The sequence below is a fragment of the Bradyrhizobium sp. 25ACV genome, assembly GCF_054863005.1.
On record NZ_JAVAYO010000024.1, the window covers coordinates 63,649 to 77,874 of the forward strand.

Below are 14,226 nucleotides of genomic sequence, written 5' to 3' on the forward strand. Positions count from 1 at the left end.
CCCGCTCAGTCGATCGTGCCGAGTTCCGTCACGGGTATCGTCCAGTAGACCAGCTTGGTTCCGGCGAACGAAGCCCGCAGACGGTCGAGCAAGCGGCCGGCATCTGTCCCTGCGAGCACCACCTGCACGACGGCCTGATCGGCGTGGCCTTTCACGCGTTCGGCGGCCGTATGCAAACGGATCTCAGTGCCGTGACCGGCTCCGTGCGATGCCGTGAATCCCGAAACCAGGTCGGTCTGCTCAGTGAGATAGTCGAACACCTCCTCGCGGAGGAGATGCGGCACAATCAGCGTCAGACAGACCGGCTGCTCGATCATTTAGCCACCTTCGACGATCCGCCATAGCGGCGATACAGGATCGGCAGGAGAATCAGGGTGAGCAGGGTGGAGGACAGCAGTCCTCCGATCACGACGATTGCGAGCGGTCGCTGTACTTCGGAACCCGGGCCGGAGGCGAACAGCAGCGGGATCAAGCCCAGCGCCGTGATGCTCGCGGTCATCAGCACGGGGCGAAGCCTGCGCATGGCGCCTTCGACGACGATGCGATCCTCGGCAAGGCCGTGGGCGCGGAGCTGATTGAAGTAGGAGACCAGCACGACGCCGTTGAGCACGGCAATGCCGAGCAGCGCGATGAAACCGACCGAGGCCGGCACCGATAGATACTTGCCCGTCACGATCAGCGCGAAGACGCCCCCGATCAGGGCGAACGGGATGTTGACGAGCACCAACAGGGCCTGCCGGATGGCACCGAATGTTGTGAAGAGCAGCACGAAGATCAGGCCGATCGCGACGGGGACCACGACGGATAGGCGGGCGGCGGCACGTTGCTGGTTCTCGAACTGCCCGCCCCAGGTCAGCCGGTAACCGTTCGGCAGCGGGAGCTCGGTCGCGACCTTCTGGCGGGCCGCTTCGACGAAGCCGACCATGTCGCGACCGCGGACGTTGGCGCGCACCACGCTCATGCGGGCGCCGTCCTCGCGGTCGATCTTCACCGGGCCGTCCACGCGCTGGATGCGGGCGACCTGCGACAGCGCGACGTGCTGTCCGGAGGCGAGCGTGAGCGGCAGGCTCGCCAGCAGCGTCGGCGCTTCCCGCGTTGTCTCGCTGCCCCGGATGAGGATCGGCGTGCGGCGTCCGTCCTCGAGCGCGGTCCCGATGGTCCGGCCCTCGATCGGCGTCCGCAGCGAGTTGACGATGGAATCCACGGTCAGGCCGAGGCGGCCGGCTTCCATGCGGTTGACCGCAACCGTGTAGTATTGAGCGCCTTCGTTCAGCGTGGTGTAGACGTCCTCGGCACCGTCGATGCTGGACAGGATCGCCGACAGCTTTGCCGCGGTTTCGTTCAGCTTGGCGATGTCGGGGCCGAAGATCTTGACGGCGACGTCACCGCGCACGCCGCTGATCATCTCCTGCACGCGCATGTCGATTGGCTGGGTGAAGCTGAGCGAGATGCCGGGGAAGCCGGTGAGGACCTCGCGAAGCTTCTGCAGCAGGGCCTCGCGATTGTCGGTCGCGCGCTCGGCGGCCGGCTTGAGCACGAGGAACGTGTCGGTCTGGTTGGGGCCCATGGGGTCGAGGCCGAGCTCGTCCGACCCGGTTCGGGCGACGATGCCGGCAATATCAGGCACGGCCAGAAGCGCGGTCTGCAGCCTTGCATTCATCGCCAGCGATTCATCGAGGTTGACAGACGGAAGCGTCTCCACGCTGACGATGACGTCGCCTTCATCCATCGTCGGCATGAAGGTCTTGCCGAGCTTGGTATAGGCGAAGCCCGCCGCGACGAGGCCGATCAGCGCCGCAGCCATCACCTTGCGCTCGTTGTTGAGGGCCCAGTCCAGTGCCGGCGCGTAGATCCGTTGGGCCGCACGCACCAGCAGGGGATCGCGATGTGACGCCGACTTGAGCACGAAGGAGGTTGCGACCGGGATCACGGTGAGCGCCAGCAGGAGCGAGCCGGCCAGCGCGAAGATGATGGCCAGCGCGACCGGGATGAACAGCTTGCCCTCCAACCCCTGCAGCGTCAGCAGCGGGACGAACACGATGATGATGATGAGCACACCCGAGGCGACCGGTTCCAGGACTTCGCAGACCGAACGGTAGATCAGGTGGATCAGCGGAGTGGCCTTGCCCGGCTCGTGCTTGCCGAGGTTGCCGACGATGTTCTCAACCACGACCACCAGCGCGTCGATCAGCATGCCGATCGCGATCGCAAGTCCGCCGAGGCTCATCAGGTTGGCCGACATTCCCACCACGCGCATGACGATCAAGGCGATGACGATGGCCAGCGGCAGGCTGAGCGCGATCACCAGCGAGGCCCGCCAGTTGCCGAGGAAGAGCAGCAGAAGGACGATGACGAGGGCGGTGGCCTCGCCGAGGGCCCGCACCACGGTGCCGACGGCGCGGTTGACCAGGCGGCTGCGGTCATAGAACACGTTGATCGACACGCTCTTCGGCAGCGAGGGTTGCAGTTCCGCGAGCCGGGCACGCACGTCACGAATCAGCTGACCCGCGTTGGCGCCGCGCAAGCCGAGGACCAGTCCCTCGACGGTTTCGCCGCGGCCGTCCGCCGTGACGGCGCCATAGCGGGTCAGCGTCCCGACTTTGACGCTCGCGACGTCGTTGACCAGGATCGGCACGCCCTCGCGGGTGTCGACGACGATGGCCTTGATGTCCTCGATCGAGCGGATGCTGCCTTCGATCCGGACCAGGGCGCTGTCCTCGCCTTGGTTCACCCGCCCGGCGCCGTCGTTGCGGCTGTTGGCTTCGATGGCCCGGCGAAACACATCGTAGGTGATGCCGCGCGCGGCCAGCGCATCGTTGCGCGGCACGATCTCGAAGGCGCGGACATAGCCGCCGAGCGCATTGACGTCCGCAACGCCGGGGACGGTCCGCAAGGCCGGGCGGATCACCCAATCGAGCAGGGTGCGGCGTTCCGCGAGCGACAGCTCGAAACTGTCGATCGTGAACATGAACATCTCGCCGAGAGGGCTCGTGATCGGCGCCAGACCGCCGCTCACCCCGTCGGGGAAATCGCGCGAGATGTTCGACAGCCGCTCCGAGACCTGGTTGCGCGCCCAGTAGATGTCGGTGCCGTCCTCGAAATCGACGGTGATGTCTGCCAGCGCGTATTTCGTGGTCGAACGAAGCACCTTCTTGTTCGGCAATCCGAGCAGTTCGAGCTCGACGGGAACGGTGATGCGCTGCTCGACCTCTTCGGGAGTGAGGCCCGCCGCCTTCATGATGACCTTGACCTGAACCGGCGAAACGTCAGGAAAGGCATCGATCGGCAAGCCGGGCAGGAGGACAGCGCCGGCGCCGACCACCAGCAGCACGCCGAGCATGACGAACAGTCGCTGCGACAGTGCGAACGCAACCAGGCGCCGGAGCATTTACTGCCCCAGTCCGGAGAGGATGCCGCGAAGCGCCGAGATGCCGCCGATCGCGATATCATCCCGGTCCGAGACGGCGCCCGCTACGACCACATGGTCCTGATCTTCCGCAAGCAGCTTGACCGGCACCAGCCGGAAGCCGCCGTCAAAGGCGACGAAGACCGACGTTTGCTCGCCCCGCCGGACCAGCCCGCTGTAAGGGATCTCCCAGGCGCTTTCGACGGTCGAGAGAAATCCGATGCGGGCCGCGGTGGTCTGGCCGGGATGCAGCTCGCCGTCGTTGGGGACTTCCGCGCGAACCAGAATAGTCTGGGTGGCAGGATCGATGGTCTCTGAGACCAACACGACCTTGCCCGGGGTGGAATAGCCCTCGATCTCGACTTTCGCGCCGGTACGGATCGCTCGAATATTGGCGGCAGGGACCGCGATTTCCGCCCATAGCGGCGAGAGCCGCGCCAACTTGACCAGCGGTGCGGATTGTTCGAGCCGCTGCCCTGGTGACACCGCGAGCTCGACCACGGACGCGGCTTGCGGTGCATAGACCGTGAGCGTCCCGCTGATCGCCGCTTGCTGGGCCAGCCGGGAGATTGCATCGTCGGACATCCCGCTCAGATGCAGCATCTGACGCCGTTCGGCGACGACGAGGGCGGCCTGGCGCGCTTCGGCCTGGCTGGCCTCGAGCACGCGCTGCGGCACGGCCTTGCCTTCGAACAGATCCACGTTGCGATTGAGCTGCTGGCTGGCGAGGTGCTCCTGCGCGATCGCGTGCAGATAGTCGCGTTGCTGGGAGACGAAGCTCGGACTCTCCAGCGTGACCAGCGGCTGGCCGGCCATGGCGCGGTCACCGCGCCCGACCAGGAGATTGGCGACCATGCCGGCCACCGGCGCGCTGACGACCCACAATTGCTGCGTCGGGATGACGATCTGGACGGGATAGGGCAGCGTCAGATCGGTCCGGCTCGCGACCGGATGGGTGACGCGGACGCCGAGATTGCGCGCCTGCGCATCGCTGAGCTTCACCTCGTCCTGCGCATTCGGCGCGGAGGGCCAAAGACTCAATACAAGCGCTAGGAGAGCACGGGCAGTCGCGCTCCGAGCGGGGCTCAGACGGAAAATCCCATGGGGCAGTTGCATGGCGGAAGTCGTCCGGAGCGCAGCATTTGTACCTCGCTAACGCCGGCGCGACGGTGGTGGGTTGATGTGCATCAAGCGCGCTTGGCTTGCGCAGGATATTTTTGCATGAGGCGCGACGGAGATGGCATCGATCCGGCTGTGGGCCGAGGTGGGCTCCGGGTGGTTTGCTTATCGCGGGGCGCAACAGCCAATGCTGTTCTGAACTACGCAGGAGCAAAGTCGTGAAATTGAGCAGACTCTTGTGCACACTGCTGAGCAGTGTCATTGCGGCGCTTGCTCTCGTGCAGCCCGCGCTTTCCCACAGTGGAACGGCGCAGGATCCTTGGAGCCCCGCGCGCATTGACATGCTCCCGGACGAAATCCGCGCAGACGTGCAGAAATGGAACGCTGCGTGCGGGAGCTCGATAGCGGCCGCCCAACATTTTGCGCTCTATCTGACCGTGCCAGGCGCCGAGTTCGTGGCCCTTCGCTTCGACGATTTTCAATGCCGCAGCAGAGCCGTTCTTTGCAATTCCGCGGGATGTCTTCACGAAGTGTATGTCGCGACGGCCGGCCGATACCGCCGCGTGCTCACGGTGCGCACCTATGACATCCGACTATCATCCGTCAACAACCGGGCCTTCGTCGAGCTCCTCGACCGCAACGGAACCAGCCGGACGCTGCGCTGGAATGGCAGCCGATTCGTCGCGAAGTAGATGTCGGTGTAGATGCCTGTCGCTTGCACTTGTGTCGTTGCGCTTCAGTTTAGTGTTACAGCATGGTCTTTTCGGAAAACCGCTGCACACTTTTCCGGATCATGCTCTAGCGCCGCACGATCGAGCCGGCGCGGCTGACCAGGCGGGCGAGTGCGCGGAAGCGGCTGCCGACGCGGTCGGCGACGAGGTCGCCGAGGCGGTGCTCGAACACCAGCATCAGCTTGCGGCCCTGGCTGCGGAAATGCGTGGCCGGCAGCACGCCCGGACGTGCTGCCGAGATCAGGTGCGCGACGCGGAACGCAGCGCCCAAGAGGCGCGCGCGTTCGAGCTGCGCCGGCGTCAGTAGCTCCTGCATGGTGACCGGCGGCTGGTTTTCCTCGCTCAAGCCCGCATAGCGATAGAACACCGAGAGGCCGACGAAGGCGCGCTCGGTATGGGTGATCGCGCCGAAATTGCCGTTGACGACGAGGCTCAGCGTCTGCTCGCCGCGGTGATCGGGATGCACGCGCCAGCCGATATCGGACAGGAGGCACGCGGTGTGGCGCAAGCGGCGGTCCTCCTCGGTCTCGCGCAGCTTTGCCACGCGCGCGAGGCGGTCGGTCCAGGCGATCAGCTCGTGGGCGTGCTTCGCCGAGCGCGACAGCAGCTGGTTAAGCTCTTCCGCGGCGCAGATCAGGCCGTCCTTGTTGCGTTCCGGCTCCGACAGCTTCTCGTGCAGCAGGCCCTCGCGCACGCCGAAGGTCGAGAACACGATCGTCTTCGGCTTCGCCACCCGGATGATGTGCTCGAGCACCAGCGCCGCATAGGTGAGGAGAGGGCGGCGGGCATCGGCGACGCTCTCGATGTCGGCGAGCATGTCCGCTGCCGCAAGACGACGCAAACGACGCGAGAAGTCGAGCGCCTCGGCGGCCGAAATCGAATAACCGTGCATCACCTGGAGCGGATAGCCGCTCTGGATGATGTGAATGCGCGCGAGTGCGCGCCAGGTGCCGCCGACGGCGTAGAAGGTGCGGCCGCGGCCCGCGGTGAGCTGCGGCACCTCGTCGAGCTCCTCGCGCACGATGCGGTCGGCGCGCTTGAGCGATTTATGCGCGAGGTCCTGCAGCGCGAGCCCACCCAGCGGCAGCGTCACGCCGCTGCGCACGCTGTTCCTGCGCACGTCGATCAATTCCAGCGAGCCGCCGCCGAGGTCGCCGACGATACCGTCGGGATGATGGATGCCGGAGATCACGCCGAGCGCCGACAGCCGCGCCTCGCGCGGGCCCGACAGGATCTCGATCTTCACGGCGCAGATGCGCTCGGCCTTCGCGATGAAGTCGGGGCCGTTGGAGGCGTCGCGGCAGGCCGCGGTCGCGATCGCGAACACGCGCCCGACCTGCATCACGCGGCACAATGCGCGAAAGCGCCTTAGCGAGGTCAGCGCCTTGTCGACGGCGTCGGGCGCGAGCAGGCCTGTGCTCTGCACCTCGCGTCCGAGGCCGCACAGCGTCTTCTCGTTGAAGATCGGAATGAGGCTCCGCGTCAGTCCCTCGTAGACGACGAGACGGACCGAGTTGGAACCGATATCGATGACTGCGACGCTCGAGCCGCGCTTGCGCGGCCGCTTCACGTCGAACATCCCGGATCAGGATTGATGGCGTTCGTTCCGGCGCGTGAGACGACGCGGCGAGGATTCCTTGAGCGACTTTCCACGGCCAGACAGACTCGGATTTGTCATGAAGTAGTTGTGGACGTTGAAAGGCTCTTCGCCCTTCGCGGTCTTCATACGCGTTGAGGACCCGTCCGGCAACAATTGCCAGCTCTGCTCATTGTCCTTGAGATTCGCGACCATGATCTGTTCGAGAACCTGCTGATGCACCGTCGGATTTTGCAGCGGACACAGCACCTCGACGCGGCGGTCGAGGTTGCGTGGCATCATGTCGGCTGAGGAGATATACACAGCCGCTTTGGCGCTCGGCAGGCCCTGGCCCATGCCGAAGCAGTAAATTCGGCCGTGTTCCAGGAAGCGTCCGATGATCGACTTGACGCGGATGTTCTCGGACAGGCCGGGAATGCCGGGGCGCAGGCAACAGATACCGCGCACCACGAGCTCGACCTGCACGCCGGCCTGGGAGGCCTCGTAGAGCGCGTCGATGATGTCGGGGTCGACCAGTGCATTCATCTTCATCCAGACCGCACCGTGGCGGCCGTGGCGCGCATGCGCGGTCTCGCCCTGGATGTGCTCGATGATGCGCTTGCGCAGGGTCAGCGGCGACACCGCCATCTTCTCCAGATCGCTCGGTGCGGCATAGCCGGTGATGAAATTGAAAACGCGAGCGGCATCGCGGCCGATGGTCGGATCCGAGGTGAAGTAGGAGAGGTCGGTGTAGATGCGCGCGGTGACCGGGTGATAATTGCCGGTGCCGGTATGCACGTAAGTCGTGAGGCTGCCGCCCTCGCGGCGCACCACCATCGAGAGTTTTGCGTGCGTCTTCAGTTCGAGGAAGCCGTAGACGACCTGCACGCCGGCGCGTTCGAGATCGCGCGCCCAGCGGATGTTGGCTTCCTCGTCGAACCGCGCCTTCAGCTCGATCAACGCGGTGACGGATTTGCCGGCCTCGGCGGCTTCCGCCAGCGCGCGGACGATCGGCGAGTTGTTGGAGGTGCGGTAGAGCGTCTGCTTGATCGCGACGACATCGGGGTCGCGCGTGGCCTGCTGCAGGAACTGCACCACCACGTCGAAGGATTCGTATGGGTGATGGACCACGAGGTCCTTCTGCCGGATCGCGGCGAAGATGTCGCCGCCATGCTCGCGCACGCGCTCGGGATGGCGCGGTACGTAAGGGGTGAATTCGAGATCGGGCCGGTCGAGGCGGGTGAGCTGCGAGAGCTCGTTCATCGCCTGCACGCCGTCGACCAGGAACACCTCGTCATCGGCAGCCGACAGCGCGTGCTGAACGAAGCTGCGCAGCTCCTCCGGCATCTTGGCATCGATCTCGAGCCGGATCACCGACCCGCGGCGGCGGCGCTTCAGCGCGGTCTCGAACAGGCGGACGAGGTCTTCCGCCTCTTCCTCGATTTCGAGCTCGGAGTCGCGGATGATGCGGAAGGCGCCTTGGCCGTGCAGATTGTAGCCGGGGAACAGGCGGTTGATGAACAGGGCGGTCGCCTGCTCCAGCGAGATCAGCCGGACTACCTTGCCGTCGGCCGGCAGGCGGATGAAGCGGTCGATCTTGCCGGGCATGCGGATCAGCGCGTTCATCTGCTTGCCGTCGGCGGCGCGCGTGAGCTGGAGCGCAATGGTGAAGCCGAGGCTCGGGATGAACGGGAAGGGGTGGGCCGGGTCGATCGCCAGCGGCGTCAGCAGCGGGAACACGTTGCTGAGGAAGTAGTCCTCGATCCAGGTCCGCTCCGCCTTGGTGACGTCCTTGCCTTCGACCAGCACGATGCCGACATCGGCCAGCGTGCCGCGCAAATCGCGCCAGATCGCCTGCTGGTCGGAGGCAAGCTCGGAGACGGTGCGGTTGATCAGCGCGAGCTGTTCGGACGGGGTCAGGCCGTCGGGGCTGCGTTCGGCAATGCCCTCGCGCACCTGGGCCTTGATGCCGGCGACGCGGACCATAAAGAACTCGTCGAGATTATTCGCCGAAATCGACAGGAATCGCACCCGCTCCAGCATGGGATGGCTGGGATTGACCGATTCCTCCAGGACGCGGCGGTTGAAATGCAGCCAGGAGAGCTCGCGGTTGATGAATCGCTCGGGACTCGATGCGATCGCCGGCAGGCTCTCGGTCTCTGGGGCTTTTTCTTTAGTTTCAACAGCTTGCGCAGAGTCCATCAGAAGTCGGTCCATCCAGTTCGCCCCAATTTGCGACTTATGCGCAAAACCGGCCGGAGCATGTGTTAGAGCGATGACGTTTCGATGACATTGATGTTCCGCCGCTTCGCCGCGTCAAGCGGACTCGCGTAAGCCTTGGGCGCGGCCGCGTGGCCGATCAAGCGTCCCGGAGCAGCTCGGCCGCCAAGGCCCGGGTGACCGGGCGGCCGAGCCGCAGGGCTTCGCTGTCAAGCAATTCCACGGCCTGGCGGGCGGCGGCCGAGGACCGCTCCAGGCGGGTGGCGAGGTAGCCGACCACGCTCTCGTCCACGGTGAGCTGGCGGTCGGCGCAGAATTTGACGATCAGGCCGCGGAACAGCTGGTCGTCGGGCGGCAGCAACGCGACCACTGGAACGGCGCGCAGACGCGAGCGCAGGTCGCGAAGCTCGATCTCCAGCGCGGCCGGCACCTCGCGTCCGGTGAACAGGACGTAGGCGCCATCCTCGCGGGCGAGGTTCATCAGGTGGAAGAGGGCGCGTTCGTCAAATTCCCTGGCCTTGAGATCCTCGACCACCAGCGCGCCGGTGGCGAGCGCGCCCGGAACGCCCGCGGCGGTCAGCCCATTGGCCGTGGTCGAGCGGGCCCCGGCTTCCTCGGCCCAGATCGCGGCGAGATGGCTCTTGCCGCTTCCTTCCGGGCCGGCCAGCCACATGATCCGGTTCGGCCATTCCGGCCAGCTGTCGATCAGGCCGAGACCGGCCGCGTTGGCGGGGCCTTCGAGGAAATTGTCCCGGCTGAGGCTTTCCGCATGCGGAAGCGAAAACGCCAATTGTCGGGGGTGAACGCGGCCTGGCACGCTTGCTTTGCTCCGTGCCGGCGGGCCGGCTTCATTTGAAGAGGTCGGACGTATCGAGCGGGAGTTGGCCTTTTACGGGGCCGCATCGCCTCTCATTTAGCCTCGATCGTACTCATGTGCCGCAGCCACTCGACCAGATAGAGCGAGACGGAGGAGAGCGTGAAGACCGTGACGAGGCCCATCAGGATGATATCATAAGGGGCGGGCTTGAAGCCGAAGGCAAGCGCTGCCAGCACGAGCGCCGCGAACGCCACCTGTGCCACGGTGTTGAGCTTGGACACTTTCGACGGCTTCATCTCGACGGGCCGGTCGAACAGCCAGGACACGATCACGGCGGCGACGATCATGATGTCGCGCGAGACCACCAGGATCACGATCCAGCGCGGAATTGCGCCCCAGATGCCGAGCGCCATGTAGATCGAAACCAGCAGCGCCTTGTCCGCGAGCGGGTCGAGCAGGGCGCCGAGCTCGCTCGTCATGTTGAAGCGCTTGGCCAGGAAGCCGTCCACGGCATCGCTGATACCGGCGATCAGGAAGACGGCGAACGCGACCTCCATTTGGCTCGACACGATGGCCCAGACGATGATGGGGACCAGCATGATGCGGCCCAGGGTAATGATATTCGGAATACTCACGAAAGCGCTTCCCGGCACCCGGTCTGACCTCGAATCCGGCCTCTCGGGAGGCTGAACCGGTTGATATCTCTACATAGTATACGGCGGTGCGCCATGCGAGCCATTGCGCGTCCCCGGAATTCGACGTAACCAGCCGCGAACCCACTGGAAATCGGGCATGACCGACCGCAAAAACGGCCTCACTTACGCCGATTCAGGCGTCGATATCGATGCGGGCAACCGCCTGGTCGACCTGATCAAGCCGATGGTGCGCGCCACCGCACGGCCGGGCGCCGACGCCGAGATCGGCGGTTTCGGCGGCCTGTTCGACCTCAAGGCGGCGGGTTTCAAGGACCCGGTCCTCGTGGCCGCGACCGACGGCGTCGGCACCAAGGTCAAGATCGCGATCGAGACCGGCCTGCATGGCGGGATCGGCATCGACCTCGTCGCCATGAGCGTCAACGACCTCGTGGTGCAGGGCGCCGAGCCGCTGTTCTTCCTGGACTATTTCGCGTGCGGCAAGCTCGATCCGGAGGCGACGGCCTCGATCGTCGCAGGCGTCGCGGAGGGCTGCCGCGAATCCGGCTGCGCCCTGATCGGCGGCGAGACCGCCGAGATGCCCGGCCTGTACAAGGATGGCGATTACGATCTCGGCGGCTTTGCCGTCGGTGCTGCGGAGCGGGGCACGCTGCTGCCGCGCAAGGATATCGCCGCGGGCGACGCCGTGATCGGCCTCGCCTCGTCGGGGGTGCATTCGAACGGCTTCTCGCTGGTGCGCAAGATCGTGGAACAATCGGGCCTCGGCTTCGAGGCGCCGGCGCCGTTCGCCCCGGTCATGACCCTTGGCGGCGCGCTGCTGACGCCGACGAAACTTTACGTCAAATCCTGCCTGCGCGCGATCCGCGAGACCGGCGCGGTGAAGGGCCTTGCCCACATCACCGGCGGCGGCTTCACCGACAACATTCCGCGCGTGCTGCCGAAGGATCTGGGTGTGGGTATCGACCTCGCGCGTCTGCCGGTGCTGCCGGTGTTCAAATGGCTGGCCGCGCAGGCCGGCATCGCCGAGCTGGAAATGCTGCGAACCTTCAACTGCGGCATCGGCATGATCGCGATCGTCGAGCCCGACAAGGTCGACGAGGTCGTGCAGGTCTTCACCGACGCCGGCGAGACCGTGGCGCAGCTCGGCACCGTGATTCCGGCCGAGGGCGAGCACCGCGTCGTCTACAACGGCCATCTCGACATGGCGCTGTGATGACTGGCGCTGTGATGAAGCGCCGCGTCGCCATCCTGATCTCCGGCCGCGGCTCCAACATGTCCGCGCTGATCAGGGCCGCCACTGCTGCGGATTTCCCGGCCGAGATATCACTCGTCATTTCGAACAAGGCCGATGCGCTCGGCCTCGAACGGGCCAAGGCGGCCGGCGTGAAGACGCAGGTGATCGAGAGCAAGCCATTCGGCAAGGACCGCGCCGGCTTCGAGAAGGTGCTGCAGGCGGCGCTCGACCAGCACGGCATCGAGCTGATTTGTCTCGGCGGCTTCATGCGCCTGTTCACGGCCGAGTTCACCAGGGCCTGGTACGGGCGGATGCTCAACATCCATCCCTCGCTGCTGCCGTCCTTCCCCGGCCTCGATCCGCACGGCCAGGCCTTGCGCGCCGGCGTCAAGCTGTCAGGCGCGACGGTGCACTTCGTGATCCCCGAGACCGATGCTGGCCCGATCGTGATGCAGGGCGCGGTTCCCGTCGGCGATCACGACACGGGGGATACGCTGTCGGAGCGTATCCTCGAAGTCGAGCACCGCATCTATCCCGAAGCGCTGCGGCTGCTCGCCACCGGCAAGGTCCGGATCGAGGGTGATGTCTGCAAGACGGCTGGGAGTGCGGCGTCGGAGAATTTCCTGGTGGCGCCGGTGGTGAGCTGACGCGCATTCCTGCGATGGGCGTCCCAAAACAAAATCCCCCGGCAGAGCCGGGGGCAACGTCATGATCTCTCGCGCTTTGGCTTTGAGAGAATTCAGGAGACCTTGAGGTTCTCCGCGGATGCTTTGCCGCGGTTCTCCACGAGGTCGTATTCAACCACCTGGTTCTCGTTGAGGGTCGAAAGTCCGGCACGCTCGACGGCGGAGATGTGGACGAACACGTCCTTGTCGCTGCCGTTCGGCTTGATGAACCCATAGCCCTTGGTCGGGTTGAACCATTTGACGGTGCCCTTTTGCGGCATCCTCAGTCTCCTCCACTAGATATAAAAAAGACGCGGCCGCTTTTCGCGTGCCACGCCACAAACGGGCTTCCGGGAGTCTGTTCGAGTCTTGAATCTCAATGTCGCGAAACGCACAGCAGAGCGGCCAATTCCGATTGTGTCCAACATTGCAACATGAAAATCGCCCGTTAGCAAGCCGCGCGTAAATTTCAAGGGCAGGCGGATTGTGCCGTTCTGCAATTTCCGACCTGTGGCCACGGAACCACAATCGAGGGCAATAGCCCCTGTCTCAGCACTGCAACCGATTGACGCTCCGTGGCAGTTCAGCACAAATCGCCGCGTGCGGCCGCGCGTCGTGTTGTATTTTTGCGCGCCGCGCTTTGCTTTGGGATGAGTCGTCATGTGCTGCACCACGCAGCTCTCCGGGACACGGCTGACGATCGGGCTGGACCGCGTCCGCAGGGTCGCGGCAGCGATCGCGACGGCGTTTGCGATCGTCGTGATGATGTCGGCCACGTCACCCGTCTTCGCGCAAAGCCCTACGCCTACGCCGACCCCGACGCCCACGCCGTCGCCCACCCCGATCCCGTCCCCGTCAGCCGGCAACGCTGCGCTCGATCTCGGCTCGAATTTCCTGGAGCGGCTCGGCAACCGGGCATCGAACGGTTTCGACCGGGCGTTCCGGACCAATCCCGGCGGCGGCGGCGCGTCCGCCAGCACCGAAGATCCGCGCTACCGCACCTGGTTCGAGGGCTACGGCATCTCGGTCCGGACCGATCCGCAAGGCGACTTCGTCGGCGACAAGCGCAAGACGGTTGGCGGTGTCGCCGGTTTTGGCGCGCGCGTAGCCCCGGGCGTCAATCTCGGCTTCTCGGTCGACCAGAGCCACACCGACGTCGACGTGCCGCTGGCGCTGCAATCGGCCACGCTCGACCTGACGCAAATCGGCTTCAACGGCTCGGTCGACAAGGGGCCATGGACCTGGGCCTTTGCCGTGGTGCACGGTTTCGGCAAGGTCCGTTCCAGCCGCGACACCGGCCTTGGCCTTGCGACCGCGGGCTATCGCGCCGCGGTCGACGGCGCGCTGACCGAGATCAGCTATTACTGGACCAAGGACCAGATGCGCATCGTGCCCAAGGGCGCGCTGGAATATGTGCGCGCCACCAGCGCGGCGTTCCAGGAGGCCGGCGGCCTCGATCCGCTCAACGTTGGTTCGACGGCGCTCTCACGCGCACGCATCATGATCGGGGCCGAGATCGGCCGCTACTTCATCATCGATCAGAAGATCCTGGACCTATCCGCCTACGGCAAGTTCGTCGACAATTTCCACCAGGACCTGGGATCGGTCCAGGTCAGCCTCGGCGCTCAGAACATCGTCGTTCCCGGCATCGGCGAGAGCCGTTACGGCGTGGATGCCGGTGCCTCGGCTTCGCTGAGCCTGACGAGCGTGGCGCGGCTCTACGTCAATTACGACGGCAAGTTCCGCAACGAACTGACCTCGCATCAAGGCACGGTCGGCTTCGAATATCGCTGGTAGGCACAGCC

General features: G+C 65.4%; 12 protein-coding genes. 4 read left to right on the plus strand and 8 right to left on the minus strand.

Annotation, left to right across the window (positions count from 1 at the left end; all coding sequences use genetic code 11):
* Positions 1–5: 5 nt before the first annotated feature.
* The 3 genes from RAD04_RS36130 to RAD04_RS36140 are packed head-to-tail and all read right to left on the minus strand — an operon-like array spanning position 6 to position 4,522.
* Positions 6–317 carry a DUF3240 family protein gene (locus tag RAD04_RS36130; protein ID WP_461627586.1) on the minus strand — a complete coding sequence of 104 codons (312 nt, stop codon included), beginning with the start codon at positions 315–317 and terminating at the stop codon, positions 6–8.
* The gene (locus tag RAD04_RS36135) at positions 314–3,388 is read right to left on the minus strand and encodes an efflux RND transporter permease subunit (RefSeq protein WP_461627587.1); all 3,075 of its coding nucleotides are present in this window, start codon (positions 3,386–3,388) and stop codon (positions 314–316) included. Before RAD04_RS36135 ends, RAD04_RS36130 begins: the two co-directional genes overlap by 4 nt.
* Entirely contained in the window at positions 3,389–4,522 is a 1,134-nt protein-coding gene (locus tag RAD04_RS36140) for an efflux RND transporter periplasmic adaptor subunit (RefSeq protein WP_461627588.1), read from the minus strand.
* Between the two features lie 221 nt (positions 4,523–4,743).
* Between RAD04_RS36140 and RAD04_RS36145 the strand changes: the two genes are divergently transcribed.
* Positions 4,744–5,217, plus strand: a complete 474-nt coding sequence (locus tag RAD04_RS36145) for a hypothetical protein (protein WP_461627589.1) — start codon at positions 4,744–4,746, stop codon at positions 5,215–5,217.
* A 106-nt stretch (positions 5,218–5,323) separates the two neighbouring features.
* On the opposite strand, the gene ppx is transcribed toward RAD04_RS36145, so the two are convergent.
* The 4 genes from ppx to RAD04_RS36165 all read right to left on the minus strand — a co-directional run bounded on the left by ppx (position 5,324) and on the right by RAD04_RS36165 (position 10,504).
* Positions 5,324–6,826: an exopolyphosphatase gene (gene ppx / locus RAD04_RS36150; protein WP_461627590.1), complete on the minus strand. Its 1,503-nt coding sequence runs from the start codon at positions 6,824–6,826 to the stop codon at positions 5,324–5,326.
* A gap of 15 nt (positions 6,827–6,841) precedes the next feature.
* On the minus strand, positions 6,842–9,034 hold the full coding sequence (locus RAD04_RS36155) for an RNA degradosome polyphosphate kinase (protein ID WP_461627624.1): 2,193 nt from the start codon (positions 9,032–9,034) through the stop codon (positions 6,842–6,844).
* Between the two features lie 157 nt (positions 9,035–9,191).
* Entirely contained in the window at positions 9,192–9,869 is a 678-nt protein-coding gene (locus RAD04_RS36160) for a P-loop NTPase family protein (RefSeq protein WP_461627591.1), read from the minus strand.
* A gap of 92 nt (positions 9,870–9,961) precedes the next feature.
* Positions 9,962–10,504: a CDP-alcohol phosphatidyltransferase family protein gene (locus tag RAD04_RS36165; protein ID WP_025035876.1), complete on the minus strand. Its 543-nt coding sequence runs from the start codon at positions 10,502–10,504 to the stop codon at positions 9,962–9,964.
* A gap of 157 nt (positions 10,505–10,661) precedes the next feature.
* Between RAD04_RS36165 and purM the strand changes: the two genes are divergently transcribed.
* Together purM and purN are read left to right on the plus strand one after the other, a co-directional pair.
* Positions 10,662–11,735, plus strand: a complete 1,074-nt coding sequence (purM, locus tag RAD04_RS36170) for a phosphoribosylformylglycinamidine cyclo-ligase (RefSeq protein ID WP_461627592.1) — start codon at positions 10,662–10,664, stop codon at positions 11,733–11,735.
* A 14-nt stretch (positions 11,736–11,749) separates the two neighbouring features.
* A complete protein-coding gene (gene purN, locus RAD04_RS36175) occupies positions 11,750–12,403 on the plus strand; it encodes a phosphoribosylglycinamide formyltransferase (protein ID WP_461627625.1) in 654 nt (217 codons plus the stop codon).
* Between the two features lie 92 nt (positions 12,404–12,495).
* On the opposite strand, the gene RAD04_RS36180 is transcribed toward purN, so the two are convergent.
* On the minus strand, positions 12,496–12,702 hold the full coding sequence (locus RAD04_RS36180) for a cold-shock protein (protein WP_007591938.1): 207 nt from the start codon (positions 12,700–12,702) through the stop codon (positions 12,496–12,498).
* A gap of 379 nt (positions 12,703–13,081) precedes the next feature.
* On the opposite strand from RAD04_RS36180, the gene RAD04_RS36185 reads away from it, so the two are divergent.
* Entirely contained in the window at positions 13,082–14,218 is a 1,137-nt protein-coding gene (locus RAD04_RS36185) for an autotransporter outer membrane beta-barrel domain-containing protein (protein ID WP_461627593.1), read from the plus strand.
* The last annotated feature ends 8 nt before the right edge of the window (positions 14,219–14,226 follow it).

Bases quoted from the DNA above. Each gene is read 5' to 3' on its own strand.
- purN (WP_461627625.1), top strand. From the start codon at position 11,750: ATGAAGCGCCGCGTCGCCATCCTGATCTCCGGCCGCGGCTCCAACATG.
- RAD04_RS36180 (WP_007591938.1), bottom strand. From the start codon at position 12,702: ATGCCGCAAAAGGGCACCGTCAAATGGTTCAACCCGACCAAGGGCTAT.
- RAD04_RS36135 (WP_461627587.1), bottom strand. From the start codon at position 3,388: ATGCTCCGGCGCCTGGTTGCGTTCGCACTGTCGCAGCGACTGTTCGTC.
- RAD04_RS36155 (WP_461627624.1), bottom strand. From the start codon at position 9,034: ATGGACTCTGCGCAAGCTGTTGAAACTAAAGAAAAAGCCCCAGAGACC.
- RAD04_RS36185 (WP_461627593.1), top strand. From the start codon at position 13,082: ATGTGCTGCACCACGCAGCTCTCCGGGACACGGCTGACGATCGGGCTG.
- RAD04_RS36140 (WP_461627588.1), bottom strand. From the start codon at position 4,522: ATGCAACTGCCCCATGGGATTTTCCGTCTGAGCCCCGCTCGGAGCGCG.
- RAD04_RS36130 (WP_461627586.1), bottom strand. From the start codon at position 317: ATGATCGAGCAGCCGGTCTGTCTGACGCTGATTGTGCCGCATCTCCTC.
- purM (WP_461627592.1), top strand. From the start codon at position 10,662: ATGACCGACCGCAAAAACGGCCTCACTTACGCCGATTCAGGCGTCGAT.